The sequence below is a fragment of the Paenibacillus sp. P3E genome (genome assembly GCF_001909045.1).
Lineage (GTDB): Bacteria > Bacillota > Bacilli > Paenibacillales > Paenibacillaceae > Paenibacillus_AQ > Paenibacillus_AQ helianthi.
In genome coordinates this window covers 1-20,688 of record NZ_LVWH01000235.1, presented here as the reverse complement: position 1 = coordinate 20,688, position 20,688 = coordinate 1, and the positions used below count along the sequence as shown (strand labels likewise).

The 20,688-nt window shown below is 52.5% G+C and carries 15 protein-coding genes and 1 riboswitch; of the genes, 10 read left to right on the top strand and 5 right to left on the bottom strand.

What is annotated here, in order from left to right; translation table 11 throughout:
• The first annotated feature begins 127 nt into the window (after positions 1 to 127).
• From A3842_RS30685 to A3842_RS30655, 7 genes are all read left to right on the top strand, one after another.
• Positions 128 to 352, top strand: coding sequence for a hypothetical protein (locus A3842_RS30685; protein ID WP_074103847.1), 225 nt, complete (start codon positions 128 to 130; stop codon positions 350 to 352).
• A gap of 427 nt (positions 353 to 779) precedes the next feature.
• A riboswitch (cobalamin riboswitch) is annotated at positions 780 to 983 on the top strand.
• 180 nt (positions 984 to 1,163) lie between these two features.
• Positions 1,164 to 5,768 carry an S-layer homology domain-containing protein gene (locus A3842_RS30680; RefSeq protein ID WP_074103846.1) on the top strand — a complete coding sequence of 1,535 codons (4,605 nt, stop codon included), beginning with the start codon at positions 1,164 to 1,166 and terminating at the stop codon, positions 5,766 to 5,768.
• Between the two features lie 438 nt (positions 5,769 to 6,206).
• The gene (locus A3842_RS30675) at positions 6,207 to 7,106 is read left to right on the top strand and encodes a DUF4430 domain-containing protein (protein ID WP_074103848.1); all 900 of its coding nucleotides are present in this window, start codon (positions 6,207 to 6,209) and stop codon (positions 7,104 to 7,106) included.
• Entirely contained in the window at positions 7,103 to 8,047 is a 945-nt protein-coding gene (locus tag A3842_RS30670) for an energy-coupling factor transporter transmembrane component T (protein ID WP_074103845.1), read from the top strand. The genes A3842_RS30675 and A3842_RS30670 overlap by 4 nt, the downstream gene beginning before the upstream one ends.
• Positions 7,963 to 9,738: an ABC transporter ATP-binding protein gene (locus A3842_RS30665; protein WP_074103844.1), complete on the top strand. Its 1,776-nt coding sequence runs from the start codon at positions 7,963 to 7,965 to the stop codon at positions 9,736 to 9,738. Before A3842_RS30670 ends, A3842_RS30665 begins: the two co-directional genes overlap by 85 nt.
• Positions 9,711 to 10,397, top strand: a complete 687-nt coding sequence (locus tag A3842_RS30660) for an ECF transporter S component (protein WP_074103843.1) — start codon at positions 9,711 to 9,713, stop codon at positions 10,395 to 10,397. Before A3842_RS30665 ends, A3842_RS30660 begins: the two co-directional genes overlap by 28 nt.
• Positions 10,398 to 10,540: 143 nt before the next feature.
• Positions 10,541 to 11,965, top strand: coding sequence for a HAMP domain-containing methyl-accepting chemotaxis protein (locus A3842_RS30655; RefSeq protein WP_074103842.1), 1,425 nt, complete (start codon positions 10,541 to 10,543; stop codon positions 11,963 to 11,965).
• A 128-nt stretch (positions 11,966 to 12,093) separates the two neighbouring features.
• Here the strand turns inward: A3842_RS30655 and qoxD are convergent, their stop codons facing one another.
• From qoxD to qoxA, 4 genes are read right to left on the bottom strand one after another with little or no spacing between them, the layout of a single operon-like run.
• Positions 12,094 to 12,384: a cytochrome aa3 quinol oxidase subunit IV gene (gene qoxD, locus A3842_RS30650; protein ID WP_074083324.1), complete on the bottom strand. Its 291-nt coding sequence runs from the start codon at positions 12,382 to 12,384 to the stop codon at positions 12,094 to 12,096.
• 4 nt (positions 12,385 to 12,388) lie between these two features.
• Complete coding sequence (locus tag A3842_RS30645) at positions 12,389 to 12,985, bottom strand: cytochrome (ubi)quinol oxidase subunit III (protein WP_074082968.1); 597 nt, start codon at positions 12,983 to 12,985, stop codon at positions 12,389 to 12,391.
• Complete coding sequence (gene qoxB, locus A3842_RS30640) at positions 12,982 to 14,928, bottom strand: cytochrome aa3 quinol oxidase subunit I (protein WP_074082970.1); 1,947 nt, start codon at positions 14,926 to 14,928, stop codon at positions 12,982 to 12,984. The genes A3842_RS30645 and qoxB overlap by 4 nt, the downstream gene beginning before the upstream one ends.
• Before the next feature lie 39 nt (positions 14,929 to 14,967).
• Positions 14,968 to 15,987, bottom strand: coding sequence for a cytochrome aa3 quinol oxidase subunit II (qoxA, locus tag A3842_RS30635; RefSeq protein ID WP_074082972.1), 1,020 nt, complete (start codon positions 15,985 to 15,987; stop codon positions 14,968 to 14,970).
• 501 nt (positions 15,988 to 16,488) lie between these two features.
• Between qoxA and A3842_RS30630 the strand changes: the two genes are divergently transcribed.
• Entirely contained in the window at positions 16,489 to 17,625 is a 1,137-nt protein-coding gene (locus A3842_RS30630; RefSeq protein WP_143186417.1) for a polysaccharide deacetylase family protein, read from the top strand.
• Positions 17,626 to 17,790: 165 nt separating this feature from the next.
• On the opposite strand, the gene A3842_RS30625 is transcribed toward A3842_RS30630, so the two are convergent.
• Positions 17,791 to 18,408: a TetR/AcrR family transcriptional regulator gene (locus tag A3842_RS30625; protein ID WP_074103840.1), complete on the bottom strand. Its 618-nt coding sequence runs from the start codon at positions 18,406 to 18,408 to the stop codon at positions 17,791 to 17,793.
• Between the two features lie 168 nt (positions 18,409 to 18,576).
• On the opposite strand from A3842_RS30625, the gene A3842_RS30620 reads away from it, so the two are divergent.
• Positions 18,577 to 20,274 (top strand): MFS transporter, encoded by a 1,698-nt coding sequence (locus tag A3842_RS30620; protein WP_074103839.1) that lies wholly within the window; start codon positions 18,577 to 18,579, stop codon positions 20,272 to 20,274.
• A gap of 89 nt (positions 20,275 to 20,363) precedes the next feature.
• Positions 20,364 to 20,688: agmatine deiminase family protein (locus A3842_RS30615; protein ID WP_178382442.1), on the top strand; the 325-nt coding region annotated here is incomplete at its 3' end.

Sequence of the window (20,688 nt, the reverse complement as noted above, 5' to 3'; positions counted from 1 at the left end):
AGGATATACTAAATGGAGTGGATAATTTATCTAATTTTGTTAATCAATTAAATACCGCTAAATTATTTGTACAGTTTCACACCAAAGTGACCAAGTTAAAATGAATTGGAAAAGAGGTTTTGAATCAATGAACAGCAATATTATTTGGGGGATAGTATTATTAGTGCTGTGTTTGTTTCTTAAGCCATTATTGGCGATTGTGGGGCTGGATGAAAGGTTGTTCGGAGTGGTCTGGCAGGGTGAAGCTGTGTTTTCATTGAGTCCATTTTTAGTTCGGATTATTCTAGCAGTAATTGGGATTCTCATGTTTATCATCGGTGGTATGCAAGTTGCAAAGCAGAAGAATAATTAGTTGAATACAATGTTAAACAGAAAAGACTGATAGAGGTGTATCAGTCTTTTTCTCAATTATGAAGTATAAGAAATTATTTCTATCGGATTTTCATTTACTTAGCTATAACGATGGAGCGGTTAACTTGTTTGATGTGGTATATAAAATCAATATTAATATAAGTAGAAGATGTCAAATTCTGATCGTGTAGTTTTGGCATAGAATCCCCCTTAAAAAATCCCGACCACTTGGCTTTAGTGACATGTGTTTTTACCATTTCTACAGGCGAGGCATTAACAAATGACGTACAAAGAAACTAACCATAATTGCAAAAGCTAGAAACATACTAAATCCTTCTGAAAGTTTGCTGGGCTACCTACGTCCACTATGAAAAAGCTTGTCTATAGACATACAAGGGAATACTGGATATGATTATGGATATTAAAATTTAATAGGTTATGGAGAAGGTGCCGGTTCTGCTTCACAGAATCAGAATCGGCTTAAAAGGGAAGCACGGTGCAAATCCGGCGCGGTCCCGCCACTGTAAATGCGGAGCGGCTCTTAGAGCGGCCACTGTCCGGTAGAAGGATGGGAAGGCCAAGAGCAGCAATGAGGCATAAGCCAGGAGACCTGCCTTTTTCGTGAACGTTTCTATTCTTCGTGGGGTAAGAATGCGGAACATATGCAGATGGATGGAGTCCGGAGCTTAGGAGCCGGAACCTTCACTTTGTATTTTTCCGGGCCGCCCTGAACAAGGGCGGTCTTTATGTTGTTAGGGTCATCCCCTGCTGTGCACTACAATCCATTTCAGTAAAAAGGAAAGAGGTTGACGATGAAGACATTGTATTCTGCCAAGTCTTTTGTATTTGGTCTGGTCTTATTACTGCTTATTTCGATTACAGGTACCGCTGTGGTTCCGGCGGGACAGGCTTTTGCTGCGGCAGGAGCCTCCGCTAACAAGGTAACGAATAGTGTTGCAGACGCTGTGTATGCGGCTGACCATGCTGCGGACGGAGAAGCAGCAGCGGCACTAACTGCAGCAGTTCCCGGGGGACAGGTATCGGTCTCGCAGGCAACGTATACAGCTGCTGAATATATTATCAGCGGCGGTGTGACTTCGGAGTGGCAGGCGATCGGCCTGGCCCAGGCGGGCTACCGGGTGCCGGAGAGCTATGCCCAATCGCTTGCACAGAAGGTGCAGGCTGCGGGAGGCATTTTCCCGAACGTTACGGATTATGCACGAATTGTGCTTGCCGTGCGGGCGACCGGCGGGGATCCGGCGAATTTTGCCGGAAGTGGTTCGGGGGCAGGGTACAATCTGCTGGAGCGCATCTACAATAGTGACAAAATTAGCGGCCAGTCGCTGAATGCTCCGGTATATGCGCTGCTCGCACTGGATTCCGGCAGCTATACGCTTCCCGGCGATGCCAAATGGAACCAGTCGTCGTTGCTAAGCGAAATTCTATCCAAGCAAAACAGTGACGGTGGCTTCGCTCTGTTCCCGGGAGCGAGCGATCCGGATATGACGGCCATCGTCCTGACTGCCCTTTCTGCTCATAAGAATGAAGCAGCTGTTACGACAGCCGGACAAAAAGCTGTAGCCTGGCTGGCCGCCAAACAGGATGCCAGCGGAGGTTACGGGGACAGCAGCGAAAGTGTGGCCCAGGCCATCATTGCCCTGTCTTCTTATAGCATAGACCCCACCAGTGACAAGTTCACCAAGAACGAAGCGGATCTAATCAGCAGACTTCTGAGCTTCCGGCTGGAGAGTGGTGCCTTTGCCCATAATCAAGGCGGCAGCGCCAATGTGCTGGCCACGGAGCAGGGACTCCAGGCCCTGGTGGCCTACAGCTTGTTCAGCGGTGGAACGAACGGCAAACTGTATGACTTTTCCAAACCGGCACCGCAGAATCCGCTAGTCTATGTGCCGCTCACGATCGAAGGCCCTGAGAAGACGCTGGGCCAGGGCAGCGCGTATGCGGGAAATGTACTCGAGGCGCTGGACAAAGTAGCTGCGGCAAATGGCCTGCCGGTTACGAACCCTTCCGGTAACTATGTTACGGGTATCGGCAACATCTCTGCCGGGACCTATGGCGGGTATGATGGCTGGATGTATGCCGTTTCGCGCGGCGGTGAATGGGCAAGCGTCGATGTAGGCATGAAAGACTTCAAGCTGAAGGAGTCGGACAAGCTGCTGGTTTATTATGCTGGCAGCGATACACAGCTTGTAGATCAAGTAGCCCTTTCCAAGGTGCAGCCTAGAGAGGGTGAAGCTTTTAACGTCACGGTCACCCAAAAAACATGGGTATGGAATAATTCCACAGCCACTTCCAGTCCGGTAACCTCAAGCGCTGCCGGGGTACAGGTGACGATTGGGGATCATACGGTCACAACAGATGCAAAAGGCATTGCCGCTTTTACCGGAGGAATTCCAGCAGGTGATTATACGCTTGCTGTGACCGGCTACGCTCCGGGGAAGGCCCCTGCAGTTGCGAAATATACGCAGTCATTGAAGATCGCTCCCAAGAATGTAGCGGCTTATCTGTCGGTTGAAGGTCCACAGGGACCCGTCATCGACGGTACGCTGGAGGCGTATAATGCACTGGAAGCACTGAAGAAGCTCGCCGAGTCTGGCAATATTCCGCTGAAGATCACAGAATCTTCTTTTGGCAGCTATGTCTCGTCGATCAACGGAATAGAGAGCGGCACGTATAAGGGCTATTGGAGCTTTGCGGTGCAGCGGGGCGGCGAATGGATCTACCCGTCTGTCGGGATGGGGGATTACGTACTGGAGGCATCCGACCGGGTGCTGGTGTATTATGCCGGTGCGGATACCCAGGTGGTGGATACGGTACAGGTCAGTCCAGCGAAGCCGAAGCCGGGTGAAAAGTTCACCGTTGCGGTAGCGCAGAAGCAGTGGGTCTGGAATAATACCACCTTTACCTCTGACCCGGTGGTAACGCCAGCAGCGGGTATACAGGTCACGATTGGCGGCACAGCAGTAACTACTAATGACCAAGGTATAGCTGCCTTTGATAAAGGTCTGCCTGCGGGTGCGTACACGCTTGCTGTAACCGGCTATGTTGCCGACAGCACACCGAAGATTGCCCGCTATACGCAAAAGCTGACCGTTGCAGATCCGGCAGTTGTGCCTCAGCCGGCATCGGCAACGATCTCGGTTATCGGAGACAGTGCCAAAGGAACGATTCTGCCCAGCACGCAGGTGGTCTTGAATCCGGGGGAAACGGCATACAGCCTGCTGAAACGTCAATTAGGGGGCAAAGTAGAGGCCACCACCTCCGGCGGAAGCCTGTATGTGGTGTCTATCGACGGTCTCAAAGAATTTGACCGGGGACCCAAAAGCGGATGGCTCTATTACGTAAATGGTAAGGACCCCGGATTTAGTGCGGCTGATTATAAATTGAGTAATGGAGATGTACTTGTCTGGTCCTACACGACAGATTATGAAACCTCTTCTCCAGGCGCAGGCGGTCTCCCGGGAAGTACGGGAACCGTGGACATCACCACTGACAACACTCTTCCGCTGAATCAGGTGGGGCAGACAACAGCCGTTACGAACCTGAACGCAAGAATGACGGCGTCAGAAGCGGCGGCTCTGAGCGGGAAATTCACGGCAAACTCTGCTGCCTTCGAGCAGGAAGTTACCCCTGGTGCAGGTGCAGCCTTAAAGGACAGCGGCGGTGAAGTGCAACTGCTGATTCCGGCCGGTGCGGTTACCGGAACCGTGAAGATCAGCGTGCGGGAGAACAGCTCGTCCCGCAAGGAGCTGGTATCGGGGCTGTACACCTTCTCCCCGGATGGTACCAAATTTGTGAAGCCGGTCGACTTGTCCATTACGGTGCCTGTAACAGTCCCTAATCCAGCTAATCTGGCCTTGGTCTGGCTTGATCCGGCCACAGGCCGCTGGATTCCGGTTCCGTCTGTATTGGATGCCAAGACGGGGGTTCTCACCGGAAAGGTGAGCCACTTCACCGATTACGCAGTGGTTGACCGCAGCAAGTGGGAGCCTAAGCCAGAGCAGCTGAAAAGCGACATTGCTGCTACAGCGAAGGGCATAACAGCAACGGAAGAGCTCAGTGACTGGCAGGCTGTTGGGCTTGCCCGTTCAGGTCATGCGGTACCTGCTGCTTATCTGGCAGGGGTGAAGGAGCAGCTGTCGGACAGTCAGGGGCAGCTCCGCAAGGTTACAGACTATGAGCGTCTAGTTTTGGCTGTGGCTGCTGCGGGTGCAGATCCGCAGACGTTCGGCGGCTATAACCTGATTGAGAAAATCTACAACAATGACAAGTTGACCAGCCAGGGAAATAATGGTCTAATTTTTGCCCTGATTGCCCTGGATAGCGGCTCCTATACGGTGCCTTCGAGTGCCAAGTGGACCAAAGAACGCCTGACTCAAGCCCTGCTCGAAGCTCAGAATAAGGACGGCGGATTCCCGCTCACTGCAGGCGGAACAGCAGATCCGGATATTACCGCAATGGCGGTTACCGCACTTGCTGCTCATGCTGACCAGGCTGCTGTTGCGGCGGCAATAGACAAGGCCATTGCCTGGCTGTCACAGCAGCAGCAGGAAGACGGCGGCTACAAACAGGCTGGTGAAGCGAACAGTGAGAGTACAGCGCAGGTGATTATTGCCCTGAGTGCTGCGGGCATTGGCCCGAATGACTCCCGGTTTGTCAAAGCCAAAGGCGGATTGCTCAGCCATCTGGCTTCCTTCCGGCAAGCGGACGGCGGTTATGCGCATACACTGGGACAACCCGCGAACAGCGTAGCTACCGAGCAGGCACTGCTGGCGCTGACAGCGTATAGCCGTTATCTGAACGGTGAGTCGAAGCTGTTCAGCATTTCTCCTTCCGGTGTGACCGGGGGAGCGGTATTCACCGATGAGGACCTGATTTCGGCCTGGGCGCTGGATTCCGTGCATCAGGCTTACACCCGGAAGCTGATGGAAGGGGTCAGCGGAAACAGCCTGATCTTTGCGCCGAAGCAGAAGATTACCCGTGCGGAATTTGCGGCTCTGCTGCTCAGACTGACCCACAATGAGCCTTCTTCAGCAAGCAGTGCACCGGTATTCAGCGACGTCAAGACTGGCGCATGGTATTATGGAATAGTGCTGAGAGCCAAACAGCTCGGCATTGTCGATGGGATCACGGCTACAACCTTTAATCCGAACGGCATCATCTCCCGCCAGGATATGGCTGTCATGATCGCCAGAGCGCTCAAGCTGGAAAATACAGCTTCTGCGTCAGCCCCGCAGGCTGTGAAATTTACGGACGAGGCCCGGATTAGCAGCTACGCGCTATCTGCTGTCCATTCCGTCACTCAGCTGGGCTATATGACCGGATCTGGCGGTACCTTTGACCCGGCGGCAGCGGTCACCAGAGAAATGGCGGCCGTTGTGGCTGTAAGATTGCCTTGATGTTACTTGCTCCAGTGAAGTTGATCCATTCAGATTTGGTTTGAATTGGAGTAACTGGAGTTAGTTAAATGGCCAGATCGGTCAGGTGGATGTATAGTCAGTTTCTGTGAAGTAGCAGGATGCTCAAAGCTGTACGCATAATTTACGGTAAGGCAGCCTCTAGCCGATCCCCTTGCGAACGGAAACGGACTCCGATGCACTTATCTAGTGACTTTTGACCGATTTCCAGAATGAAGTAGCATAATAACGGCTTCTGTGTCCATATAGTCAGAGAAAAGAGCGGATATTGCGAAATAACGCTTTTCCAGTCCTTATAGGCCTGTCCAGGTATGAAGTGGAGACAGTGCCGTTATACCAGCAATCATATTGTAAAAGAACGGAACGGGGGAGCAGTCTGCAGCCCCGTTCCTTTCCCTTTTCCCGGAGGTGTCCATGTTCATGTTGAGGTCCATCCAGCAATGGCTGTCTTACCCGCTGCTGCTTCTGGCCGCAGCGCTGCTGCTCGCCGGCTGCGCATCCGGCGCAGACACAGCCGGCGGCGGTCCAAGCCCCGCCGCCGCGAATACGGCTGCGGTGCAGAGCCCGCAGCCCCAGAACCCGGCGTCCCCTATTCCCGGGGACGCCGCAAGCCCCCTGCCGTCCGGCGCGGAATCCGCCGCCGGGACGTCCACGGGGGCGGCTGCATCCGCGCCGCCGCCCGCCGCTTCCGGCGCGGCCGCTGGCACCGCGCCGTCTGCCGCTGCCGTAACGGAGCCAGCTCCCGTTACGGGCAGCGCTGCTGCGCCGGCTGCATCCGCGCCGGCGGCCGCCAGCGCAGCTCCGGCCACGGCGCAAGCCCCGGCCGGGCCTGCGAAGCCTGCTGCGGGCGCGAAGCCCTCAGCAGGCACCAAGCCGGCGGCAACGGCGAAGCCTGCCGCCACAGCGCAAGCCCCGGCAGCGGTGAAGCCGACTGCTGCCGCATCAGCCGCCCCGGCGAAGCCTGCCGGGGCCGAAGACACCGTAACGTTCTCCATTACCGGAGATGAGGAGCACGGGACGATTTTTGCGGCAGCCGCCGTGGAAGTCAAGGATGGGGAGAGTGCGCTGGAGCTGCTGAAGCGCATTACCCGCAAGAATAAGATTCAAATGGAATACCAGGGAGCCAAAAGCTTCGCTTATGTAGAAGGAATAGATAATCTCTATGAGTTTGACCACGGGCCGGAGAGCGGCTGGATATACAGAGTCAACGGTGAAATCCCCGGGAAGGGGGCAGGAGGCTACACACTGAAGCCTGGAGATACCGTGGAGTGGCTGTATACGCTGGATCTCGGCAAGGATGTGGGGGCCGAAGTGCAATGAGCAGCGGCTTCCGTTCGATGCATCCTTCGGTGGCGATGGTCTATTATGCAGGGCTGCTATTATTCGCCGCTTTGCTGTTTCATCCCCTGTTCCTGGCAACGGAGATTGCCGGACTGACCTTCCTCCTGGTGCTACAGGGACAAGGACGCGGGCTGCTGCGCGGCCTGCCCTTTTATCTGCTGATGGCGGTTTCCGTGGCAGTGCTCAATCCCTTGTTTTCACACAGGGGGGCGCATATTCTGTTTTATTTTATGGATCAGCCGATTACACTAGAAGCCGTACTGTACGGGCTGATGATGATGCTGGTGCTGCTGACTGTCTTTATTCTGTTCATCTCTTATAATTACACGGTTACTACTGATAAATTCATGTACCTGTTCGCTGCGGCTGCCCCCCGGACTACCCTGCTTACGCTTATGACCATGCGGTTCGTCCCCTTGTTCCAGCGGCGGCTACGGCAGATCACCCTGATCCAGCGGATTCGGGGAGTGGATGCGGGCAAGGGCAGTCTGCGCTCCAGAATGAGGGACGGCATGACACTGCTCAAGGTGCTGCTGACCTGGTCACTGGAAGAGGCCCTGCAGACGGCAGACTCAATGAAAGCGCGGGGGTATGGCATCCGCAAACGCAGCGTATACGGCATATACAAGCTGGACCTGCAGGATAAAGCCATGCTGTTGCTGTTTACGGTAAGCGGATGGATTCCGCTGTTTTTTTGGATGAAAGGGTATGGGGTGCTGGACATTTATCCGCGGATGAAGCCGATGCACCTCGGCTGGGCTGATGCTGCGATGTATGCCAGCTTCTGCGTGTTCGTGCTGACGCCGCTGGCCCTGGAAGGAAAGGAGAAATGGTTATGGAGATCCTCACGGCACAGCAGTTATCCTTCAGCTACCCTGAAGAAGACAGGGACTCGCTTCATGAGCTCTCATTTACGGTAGAGGAAGGTGAATTTGTGGTGCTGCTCGGCCCGTCCGGCGGCGGCAAAACCACGCTCCTGCGCCATTTGAAGCGCGAGCTTGCTCCAGTGGGCAAGGTTAGCGGGATGATCGCTTACAAAGGGAGGCCCTTGTCTGATCTGCCGGCGGAGCTTGCTGCCGGAGAAATCGGGATGGTGTTCCAGAACCCGGACGCTCAGATCGTGATGGACACGGTGTGGCATGAGCTGGCTTTTTCAATGGAGAATATGGGCTATCCGCCTGCGGTCATGCGCAGCAGGCTGGCAGAGATCGCCGGCCTGTTCGGGCTGGAGCCGCTGCTGTACCGGCCCATACATGAGCTCTCCGGTGGCCAAAAGCAGCTGCTGAACCTGGCCTCTGTACTGCTGCTGCAGCCGAAGCTGCTGCTGCTGGACGAGCCAACCTCACAGCTCGATCCGGTCGCTGCGCGGGAATTCATCCAGACGCTGCACCGGTTGAATGAGGAACTGTCGGTGACGGTAATAATCAGCGAGCACCGTCTGGAGGAAGTGCTGCCGCTGGCTGACCGGGTGCTGTTGCTGGAAGAAGGGGAACTGCGGTTCCAGGGTACGCCCCGTGATTTCGTGCGCCAGGCCGGCAAGGAACCGGACTCAACACATAGGGCGTATTTGCCAACCGCCTCACGTCTTTTCCTCGCGCTTCAGCCGGACGCAGGTTCTGCTCCGATGGAGTCTATCCCGCTGACTGTGCGTGAAGGCAAGCGCTGGCTGCATTCCCTGGACGGAATAGCGGCAGGCAAGGATACTAACGCTGCCTCTGGAGGAGATGGCTCTGCTGTACATACCTCCCGGACACTCGCTGGGACCGCAGAGGGCTTCAGAGCTCATGAAGATCCCGCTAGCCCACTTTCACCCGCAGGCGCTTCACGTACGGTCCCAGCGCCCTCTAACGAGCTGCTGCTCGGCTGCCGGGAAGTGACCTTCCGCTACACCAAGGACGGAGTAGAGGTGCTTAAGAAGCTCTCGTTATCGCTGTACCGGGGAGAGCTTCTGGCTATAATGGGCGGAAATGGGGCCGGGAAATCGACGCTGCTGCATGTAATGAATGGTTTGCTTAAGCCCCAGCGCGGCAGGGTCACGCTGGGCAAAGGAATTACCAGCGGCTTTCTGGCCCAGAACCCGCTGCTATACTTCAGCTACGACACGGTTCAGGAGGAGCTGAAGCAGATGGCAGAGTACGCCGGGCTGCCCGGAGAAAGGGCGGAACGGGAAATTTCCCGTCTCCTCGAAATCTTTCAGCTGGAGAACCTCCTGCTCAGCCATCCGCATGATATGAGCGGCGGCCAGCAGCAGAAGCTGGCGCTCGCCATGGTCATGCTGCTCTCCCCAGACATTCTGCTGCTGGATGAGCCGACGAAGGGACTGGATCCCGGGGCCAAGGAACGGCTGGCTGCTTTGCTTGGGGACTTGCGCAGCCGGGGAGTCAGTATCGTTCTGGTAACACATGATGTTGAATTTGCTGCGAGATATGCCTCGCGCTGCGCGATGCTGTTCGACGGCGGAATTACGTCAGAGGGGGCACCGGCAGAGTTCTTCAGCAGTAATTATTTCTATACGACAGTGGTTAACCGTATGGTGCGGGATCTGCTGCCGCAGGCATTGACGATAAAGGATGTGATGAAAACATGGCCCGTTTTCGCTTCCCGCTCCTGATCGCACTCGGGTTATTTGTAGCCGGCCTGGCGCTCACCTCTGCGCTGAAGGACCGCCATTATATGCTGCTCAGCCTAGTGCTGCTGGCAGTGACCCTGCTGCCGCTGTTCCTCCGGCTGGAGCGGCGTCCGCTTGAATCCAGAGAGCTAGTGCTGCTGGCAGTGCTGTCTGCTGTCGCTGCGGTCAGCCGCATTCCTTTTGCTGCCTTGCCGAGTGTAAAGCCTGTATCTGCCATTGTCATTCTGTCGGCCTATGTTTTCGGGGCAGAAGCGGGCTTCATCATCGGCGCGGTGGCTGCACTGGTGTCCAATATCTATTTCGGGCAGGGTCCATGGACGCCCTGGCAAATGTTCGCCTGGGGGATGGTTGGTCTGACGGCGGGCTGGCTGCGGAATACCTGGTGGATGAAGAAAAAGGGCGGAATGCTTGCCTTTGGCTTCGTATGGGGTTTTTTGTTCGGCTGGATTATGAATATCTGGTATCTGATCAGTCTTCCCGACGCATTCAGCTGGGGGCTGGTGGCGACCGCCTATGCATCAAGCTTTTATCTGGACCTGGCCCATGCCTTGTCCAATGTGTTTTTCCTGGCCGTTCTCGCCGGAGGCTGGACCAAAGTGCTGAAACGGTTCCGTAAAAAATACGGGCTGCTTCAGGAATGAGTGGTTATCTAGTCTTAAAGTCACGCAATATACTATAATATTCGTTATTTCGACAAATTCCTCGGAAGAATCATCATACTTTCGACCTTTTTCTCCGATAAAATATGTACAGCAAGATTCGGAGAAGGCGGGAACCGGAAATTATGAAACATCTTAAGGTTAGACATAAAATGTTATTGCTGGTGATGATTTTTGTGATCATGCTCTCCGGGATTGGAGCTATCGGCATGATTACTACCGATCACATGGCTGACAAATCCAGGGAAGCCTACAATCAGAATCTGCAGCCCCTCTATCTGATTGCAGAAATACGCGGAAACAACCGGGCGATTGAGTCGTTCCTGTTGGAGAATCTGATCACCAAGGACGATGCCAAGAAACAGGAGTTTACCGCAGCCATCGAAGATAACGTCAATACTAACAATAAGCTGATCCATCAGCTGAAGGGTATTTCATTCGGCAATAAAAAGATTTCGAATAAAATATATCAATATTTGTCTCTGCTGCCGGATTACCGGGCACAGTGTGATAATATCATCCAGCTCGCCGACAAGAATCTGGATAATGAGGGATATCAGATATTTTCGGGCACCAGCTTCAATGAATCACGGAAGACTATGGTAGGCCTCCTTGAAGATGCTGGCGTGCTGCTGGTTCAAGACGCTGGGGATCATAATCAGACGACCCTGCTGAATGCCAACAGCTCCAGGACGATGAGCATTTTTCTGATCATTACAGCCGTACTCCTGTGTGCAGGAATCAGCTTCATGATCTCAAGGCGGATGACTAAGCCGCTTAGAGAATTGCAGACGCTGATGAAGCGCGCAGAAACGGGAGATTTGACTGCAGCAGCTTCCTATGACTCGCGGGACGAGATCGGGCAGATCAACGGTTCATTCAATGCGATGCTGGGTAGCCTGAAGCTCATGATGCAGGGGGTTTCGAAGAGCGCTGAAATGCTGTCGGCATCCTCACAGCAAATGAGTGCCAGTGCAGAGCAGACGGCCCGTGCTTCACAGGTAATCGCCGAGAAATCCAGTGAAATCGCCACCGGGTTCAATGTGCAGACAGAGACAATTGGCCGCACTGCACAATCCGTGCAGATGATGGTGAAGGATATTGCTGCTGTTGAGAGAGGAAGCAATGAAATGTCTGAGCTCTTGGCTGCGGCCGCGGCTTCCATCGATCATGGTGCTGGCGCAGTAGGAGTTATTCTTGGGCAGATGAAGCAGATGGATTTCAGCGCCTCATCCAGCCGGGAGATGTTCAGTAATCTGGGTAGACTATCGGCAGAAATCAATACCATACAGGAGTCCATTAGAAATGCTGTGCATCAGACCGAGGAGATTCGTAAGGCCACGCTGCATGTCTCTCTTGAAGCCCAATCGGTATCACAGGCTATGGAGCAGGTAAGCGAAGTTTCGCGCAAGGGTGCAGGCGATGTGAAGGATACCAGCGCCGCCAGCGAAGAGCAATTGACTGCGATGGGCGAAATGTCGATGTCGGCTCAGTATCTGGCAACATTAGCCGAGAATTTGCAGATGGATTTGGCGCACTTTAAACTTTAATCAATCAACAAGCAGCCCCCTGGAGCCAGAAGCTCTCAGGGGGCTGCTTGTTTGGTTGGTCCGTCCGGCAGAATACCGGAACAGACCGCTTGTTAGTACACATCCAAAGGAACCATTTGGTTGAAGTCTTAAGAGTACCATCCCCATACGAAGATGAACAAAGTACCGAAGATGGTAACCAGACCCACGAAGAGTGCATAGCCGATATTAATGTACAGCTCTTTCTTGGTATCTGCCGATTCCCCGATGTGCATGAACACGAACAGCTGCAGGGAAGCCTGAATCAGAGCTGTGATCAGCAGTACGGCCATGTTGGCGCCGTGTGAGAGATCACCATAGATAACAATGAGCGCTGCGGCAGAAAGGACCAGAGAGGCCAGATAACCCATCACATGGCGAATTGGGAACAGTTGCTTCATCATGTCACATCAGTCCTTTCAGGTAGACGAAGCTGAAGATAAAGATCCAGACAACGTCCAGGAAATGCCAGAACAGTGAGAAGATAAATGCTTTGTTGGCTGTAGCCGGGTTAATACCCTGACGCCATAGCTGAATCATAATCGCCGTTCCCCACAGGAAGCCGAAGCTGACGTGGGCACCGTGCGTTCCCAGCAGGACGAACAGACTGGAGAGGAAACCGCTGGTTTGCAGCGTAGCCCCTTCATGCACGTAGGTCACAAATTCAGTGATTTCAATGCCGATAAAGCCCAGACCCATCAGCAGCGTGAGGGCCATGAAGACCATCATTGCCTTCTTATAGCCTAGACGCATGGCATGAACCGCAAGACCGATTGTGAACGAACTGGTCAGCAGCAGGAAGGTTTCAATCAGCACCGGGCCAATTTCAAAAAGCTCTTTTCCGTTAGGGCCGCTGGCGAAGCGGTCCACCATGACCAAGAATACGGTAAACAAGGTGGCGAACAATGGAATTTCTGCTCCGAGAAACACCCAGAACCCGAAAATTTTGTTACTGTTCTCTTCTGTTGAGTATTCAAGCGGCTTGGACGCATCTATTTTCATACAGTCTCACCCCGCATCAATTTCTTTTCTGTAGCGTTAACTTCATCCACTGAGATGTAATAGCCGTGATCGCGGTCGAAGGACATAGCTGCCAGCATAATCAGAATACCCACTCCGGCAACAATCGCAGGAATCCACATGCTGAAGACCAGGAAGAAGCCGGCGAAGAAGAAGATCACACCTAGAATAAACGGCTTGCCGGTATTGCTTGGCATATGGATCTTAGTGATTTTGTCTTCGAACAACGGTAATTTGTCATGCTTGGCGGACCAAAAGGCATCACGTGTCTGAACTTTTGGCACAACCGCAAAGTTGTAGACCGGCATTGGGCTATGCGTAGCCCATTCCAGTGTGCGTCCATCCCAAGGATCGCTTGTTGTATCTCTTGGCATGTAGCGTGTGCTCCAGTAGATGTTGTAGACCAACAGTACAAAGCCTATCGCTAATCCCACCGCACCCACAAAGGACAGCATATTGAGCGGGCCAAAGCCGGTTTCCTTAGAGTAGGTGTACATCCGGCGAGTCATCCCCATCAGACCGAGGAAGAACAGCGGGAAGAAGGTCACATTGAAGGAAATCACGATCCACCAGAAGGAATGCTTACCCAGCCGTTCGTTCAGACGGAAGCCGAATACTTTCGGGAACCAATAGTGGAACCCGGCAATAACGGCGAAGACAGCACCCGGAATCAGCACGTAGTGGAAATGCGCAACCAGGAACATGGTGTTGTGGTACTGGTAGTCGGCACTGGCCATTGCCAGCATGACCCCCGTTACCCCGCCGATGGTGAAGATCGGGATAAAGGCCAGCGTATACAGCATCGGTGTCGTAAAGGTAATCCGGCCTTTTCGCAGTGTAAACAGCCAGTTGAATATTTTAACCCCGGTAGGTACAGCTATCGCCATCGTGGTGATGGAGAAGAAACTGTTGACCATAACGCCTTGACCCATGGTGTAGAAATGGTGAGCCCATACCAGGAAGGACAAGAGGGAGATGATCAGCATACTGAATACCATGGAGGTATAGCCGTACAGGTTCTTTTTGGAGAAGGTGGCGATAATTTCGCTATAAATACCGAAGGCCGGCAGAATAACGATATATACCTCAGGATGTCCCCAAACCCAGAACAGGTTCGCCCAGAGCATATCCATCCCGCCGTTGGCCATGGTGAAGAATTGGGAGCCGAACAGGCGGTCGAACATCATCAGCGCCAGAGCCACGGTCAGAACCGGGAAGGCGAAGACGATAATCACGTTGGTGATCAATACGGACCAGGTGAACATCGGCATCTTCATCAGCTTCATGCCCGGTGCGCGCATTTTAAGAATGGTTACGATAAAGTTGACGCCTGTGATCAGAGTCCCGATACCGGAAATCTGCAGCGCCAGGGAGTAGTAGTTGTTGCCGACCGTCGGACTAAACTCCAGACTTGCCAGCGGGAAGTAGGCCGACCATCCGGCATCCGGCGATCCGCCGATGACGAAGGAAATGTTGAGCAGCATGGCCCCCATAAAGAAAAGCCAGAAGCTGACGGCGTTAAGACGCGGGAAAGCTACGTCGCGTGCGCCGATTTGCAGCGGTACGATAACATTCATCAGACCGATAATGAACGGCATGGCCATGAAGAGGATCATGATCAGACCGTGGGTGGTAAAGACCTCATTATAGTGCTGTGCGTCGAGGAACTTCATTTCCGGCGCTGCGGTTTGCAGACGCATCATCATCGCGTCTACGCCCCCGCGGAACAGCATGAGCAGCGCGGCCAGGATATACATGACGCCGATTTTCTTATGGTCGACCGTGGTCAGCCATTCGCGCCAGAGGTAGCCCCATTTTTTGAAATAGGTAAGCCCGACGAGAATCCCGATAGTAGCAAGTGCGATACTGATCATGGCTCCGTATATCAAGGGTTCGCCGTGAACCTTAAATTTGTCTAAATCCATTAGGGTGGCTCCTTTCAGGTTGTTTCATCGAGCGGTACATTACGAATTGCTGTTTTGCGTCTGTTCATCTACCGGTGAGCTTGGCAGCGGCTGTTCGACTTCCGGATTCGGTTTACTGTCGAACTCGGTCTGGCTCGAAGGCTCCGGTGAAGGATGAATATCCTTATTGTTCTGATGATCCATATTTCCGTTATCCATATCCATCTCCTTGCCTTCACCGCTCATATGCTCGCTGTGGTCTCCCGGAGGAGGGCTGAATTCCAGATGGGTGGAAGAATAAGTTTTACGTCCAAGAAAATCGGTGGCGAGCAGGCCCTTGAATTCTTCTTCTGTAAGCTTAGGAGCCGTTTCCTTGACCTCTTTCACCCACTTGTCATAATCCTTGCTGCTCATGACAAGCGCTTCGAATTCCATATGGGCGAAGCCTTTACCGCTGAAGTTGGCATTCTTGCCAATATATGAGCCTTCAGTATCTGCGGAAAGATGAAGCGTGGTAAGCATGTCGCTCATCGCATACTTTTGTCCGGCAAGCTGTGGAATCCATAGGCTTGTGATGGTACCGAAAGAGTACATTCTGAACTCTACTGCCCGGTGCACCGGCATATTGACATAGTTCACGGTTTCAATGCCTTCCTCTGGATAGCTGAAATGCCATTTCCAGTTGGAAGAAGAAGCATAGATGACGAGAGGAGTCTGGTCTTTGTAATCTTCGGCCTGCTTCTCGACAGCGCTAGTCGTTTTGACTGTCACAACGGACAGGAAGGCCACGATAATGATCGGGATAATAATCCAGATCGCTTCGAGCACCTTGTTGCCCTCCTCATGCTCCGGAATGTATCCTTCATTGCTTTTCTTGGCCCGGTATTTCACCAGCACGAAGATATATAAGATGTAGACAACGGCCAGAACACCGAGCATCACGAGAATAGAAAGGATGATGGTGTCAGATAAAGTTCGTGCAGACGGCCCCTTCGGGTTCAGAACAGCGAGTGAACTGCATCCCGGCAGGAGGAGGATGAGGCTGAGAAACAAAGCGTATAACGGTCCCTTTTTTTTCATATAGAACTCCTTCCTTCAATAGTTCTTTTCATGCACCGATCTTTAGCGGGCAAACATTAACCTGTATCTATAGTAAGAAGTACTTACCCATAATGCAAAATACATATTTTGTAATAAAAGCTATAATCGTCCTTAAAAATGTCCATTCAGTTAAATATATGTGATCAATTTGTTACAACATCCTTAACGTATGATAAAGATCACAGTAACGGTGCGCCTTAAGGTTATTTTAAGAATGTTCAAATTTTGTTCATAATTTCACAAATGTTACTATTTTCGTCACAAATATTTAAGCCGTAAAAGGCCCGAATTCATTGGGATTTGCTTACTATGACAGCATTCGACTAAGTTTGAGTTCTTTCTGAAAATAATGACAATATGTCATATATCACAGCATAACAGTTACAACTTTTTCTGCTCGCGGTTACAATCTCTCAAATTACGTTATATCTATGTATGCTAAAGTAATAGATAAATATACATAGATTGGAGATTGTGTCGGTGGCTACTAAAAAGATAATGCTCTTATTCATGTCTTTATTCCTGTGCTTCGGTGTCATTCAAACAACAGCAAGTGCAACGGGAGTGAACAAATCTCTGAAGTTGGGGGTAGGGGATACCCTAAGCGGTATCACAGCCGTATCCCAAAATGATACCTATTATGTTCCTCTCCGCGCTTTGGCGGCAGAACTGAAGTGGACCCTCACCGGTCTTCCAGATGGCATTCAGGTCGACGGCGGGGGACGAACGCTCAGGCTGCTGGGGGACAATGGGGGAGCTAAGCTCCAGGATGGAACGGTTGCCAAGGCAGATACATTTCTTCAGAACGGAACATTGATGGTTCCGCTGAAGATAAGCGCCTACCTCGGATATATCATTTCCTTTGAACCGGAGAAATATTTACTGCGCGTCTATGATGCCTCGGCAACCTTGGATGACGCAGGGTTCTTAAGCAAATACAAGAGCGAGCTGACGCCGCCTGTAACCCCCGAAGAACCTGCAAAAACTCCTGTAGCCAAGCCGGGTACTACCTTGTATCTGACCTTTGATGACGGACCGTCAGCGACAACATCTGAGCTGCTGGACATCCTGGACAAGTATGATGTCAAGGCAACGTTCTTCATGATTGGACCCAATATGAACCGTTATCCTTCCCAGGTGAAGCGGATTGTGGAGATGGGAAGTGGTCTCGGCTTGCATGGCATGACGCACCGCAAAGAGAAGTTCTATGCGTCTGCCTCTGCTGCACTTGCCGAAATGAACGGGGACAACGCTATCCTTACGAAGATCACTGGCAAAGGGACAACACTGATTCGTCCGCCATACGGCAGCAAGCCTTATTTCATCAAGACCTTTAGAGACAAAGTGCTGGGTCAAGGCTATCATCTGTGGGACTGGAATGTGGACTCGGACGACTGGAAGTACAAAGAAGATAGTGCCACCATCTACACAACAGTCATGAATCAGGTGCATAAGCTGCAACACTCCAGAACCAATCCGGTGATCCTGATGCATGACCAGAAAGCAACACTCAAAGTACTGCCGAGCCTGCTGGAGTCGCTGAAGAAGGAAGGCTATACGTTCGAGATTATTACGAAGGATGTCGAGCCGTTGAATTTCTGGCGGGACAAGCGCTAAGCAACTCAAGGGTTGGAACTTTCGGGGACAACTGTTGGTCATTATGATTTTCTATAAAAAGGAGCAGGTTGCGAGGGTGAATCAACCCCGCAGCCTGCTCTTTTTTTGTCATTGAATCGGGAGACCAGCAGGGGAAAGACGGCAGAAAAGCCGTTGTTTCAGCCCTCACTTATACAGATAACTGATAACCATCTGAACCAGCTCGGACTTCAGCCGGTCGGTTGCGATACGCTGCGGGGAGAAGGAGATGACATCGACGATGGCGCTGACCGTTTCGAACACGATGATAGAAGCAGCCTCCACGTCTTCCGTCTTAAGCTCATCTTGTCCCATCTGCAGATACTTCAGTGTTCTGATCCGGCCCACCTCATACTGGGCATCCATCAGCTGCTTAATTTCCTCATCGCTATGGTACATGATCGTCAGATCTTTATGGTATCCGATAAAGGCCTTATGGGAGACGAGAAGGGTGTCGACCAGATGGGTAATCAGCTCGGTCCGTTCGATGGTTTTGAAGTTGATCTCAGACATCGAAGCGTCGATCCGGGCCATAAGCTCGTCGCCATATATTTTGAGAGCATCGATAAAAACAGCTCTTTTATCAATGAAATAGGAATAGAAGCTGCCCGTCGATACTCCGGCGGCCGCTGCGATTTGCTTGGTATTGGTCTGGTGGAAGCCCTTGTCCGAGAAGAGCTTCATAGCCGCCTGGATAATAGCTTCCTTGGTTTTGATACTGCGTTCTTGCCGAGGTGTTCTGATCTTGTCCTCCATATCACTCATGTCCGGCAGCTCCCCCTTGTAGTACTGATTGTAGAGGAGGGGATTTGGGCTGTCAATAAAAGTTGAACTAAAGTTCATTTTTTATTGACAAACATGAACTTTAGTTCATATAATCACAACATGAACTATGGTTCACATTTCGGGAAGCCTTTTTGAGGAGTGGTGAAGATGAGTATTAGAATGCGCAGAGCTTTATCTTTTACGGCAATCGTACTTGGTTTTTTCATGGCGCTGCTGGATACGACGATTATTAATATTGCCCTGCCGGAGATGACGCACCATTTCGGCGGGAGTGTATCACGGATTTCATGGGTGATGAACGGGTATAACCTGGCTTTTGCCATATTCATTCTGACCGCCTCGCGGCTGGCGGATCAATTTGGCCGGAAGAAGGTGTTCATTTTCGGGGTGGCCCTGTTTACGCTAACCTCCCTGCTTGCAGGGTTTGCAACCTCTCTCGGGGTTCTGATCCTGCTGCGGGTAATTCAGGGTCTAGCCGGGGCTATTATTGTTCCGGTCACCATTCCCCTGACTACGACTACTTTTCCGAAAGAAATGCATGGCCTGATTATTGGCATCTGGGGAGCTGTATCAGGTATTGCGGCGGCAAGCGGCCCGGCGCTGGGCGGGATTCTTACGCAGAAGCTCAGCTGGGAGTGGATCTTTTTTGTGAATGTGCCGCTCGGTGTACTGAGCATTGTGCTGACGGCTGTCTTCATTGAGGAATCGCGGGATAATACGGCAGGCCGGACAATCGATTACGGCGGAACCCTTGCCATTACCGGAGCGATGTTCTTCATTACGTACGCGCTGATCAAGGTGCAGGATTATGGCTGGGGTTCCGGTGTGGTCCTTGGGCTGCTCGGGGCAGGCCTTGTGTTCCTGCTGCTGTTCATCTTTACGCAGTGGAGAGGGAAGGAGCCTATGCTGCCTTTGTCACTTATGCGGATACGTACATTCAACGGTGCTTCTCTGACCTTGCTGATTGTCGGTGCAGCGCTAATGAATCTCTCCCTGTTAACTTCCTTCTTTCTGACGCGGATGATGGGGATGACCGAACTGAAGGCAGGTCTAGTATTGTCCATGATCGCTGTAGGCTCGATTGTAAGCTCGGCTATTTCGGGTCCGCTGTCCGCAAAATACGGAAGTCATCTGTTCGCTGCATCCGGTATCGTGGTCACTGGCGGAGCGATGTATTCTTTGAGCGGACTTCACGCGGACTCGGCTCTTGCGGAGGTAGTGGTGCGCCTGTTAGTGGCGGGTGTCGGCGTGGGCCTTACCATGGCTCCAGTGATGTCTTCCGCTGTCCGCAATGTGCCGGATGACAAAGTGGGCATTTCATCAGGAGTCACCAATATGGCCAAAGCGCTGGGCAGCGTCATCGGAGTGGCTATTATCGTGACCGTGCTGCAACACAATACGAACAGTGAACTGGTCAAGGCGGGGATTTCCGCCACTAAGGTCATTCAGACGAATACGGAGCTTCAGCCTTTTGTCAAAAATGTTCTAACCGAAGCAGTGGCTTCCATCGGCAAACAAGGGAATGCAGCGATGGAAAGCAGCGACGGGGAAGCGGATACTGCTTCAGCTGTAGTTCATGCGGTGGAGCTTGCTGCAGCCAAGCTGCCGCCTGCGGAACAGAAGGCTTTTGCGTCGGACAGCGCCAATCAATTTCATGAAGTGAAGCTGCTCCTGTCTCAGGCCGGAGGCGGAATGCAGCAGGCGGCGGTGAAGGGATTCAGCCGGACCTTTGCTTTTGCCGGTCTGCTTATGATCCCTGGGATCCTGTTCGCTCTCTTAAGCGATAAGCGGCGGAAGCCGGAGGAGCCTGTGGTGCTGGCTGAGCCTGCTGTACTGGAGCGTTAACTCCGCAAGGGTCATAGCCCATTCGCTGTGACACCAGTCCTACTGTTAGCATAGAATGGACTACATTCTATTAGCCGAGGTGATACCGGATGCCTAACACCATAAGAAGCACACCCAGAGAGGATGGCTACCGTATGCCGGGCGAATTCGAACCGCATGCGGGAACCTGGATGCTCTGGCCCACCCGTACAGATACCTGGAGGCTGGGGGCGAAGCCGGCACAGGATGCTTTTGCCGAAGTAGCTGAGGCGATTGCTGAATTTGAGCTGGTTACCATCGGTGTAATGTCCTGCCAGTATGAGCATGTCCGCTCCCGCATGCCTGCGGCTGTGCGCGTGGTTGAGCTGTCGTATAACGATGCCTGGATGCGGGATATCGGACCGACCTTTGTCGTGAACGGGCAGGGGGGAGTGC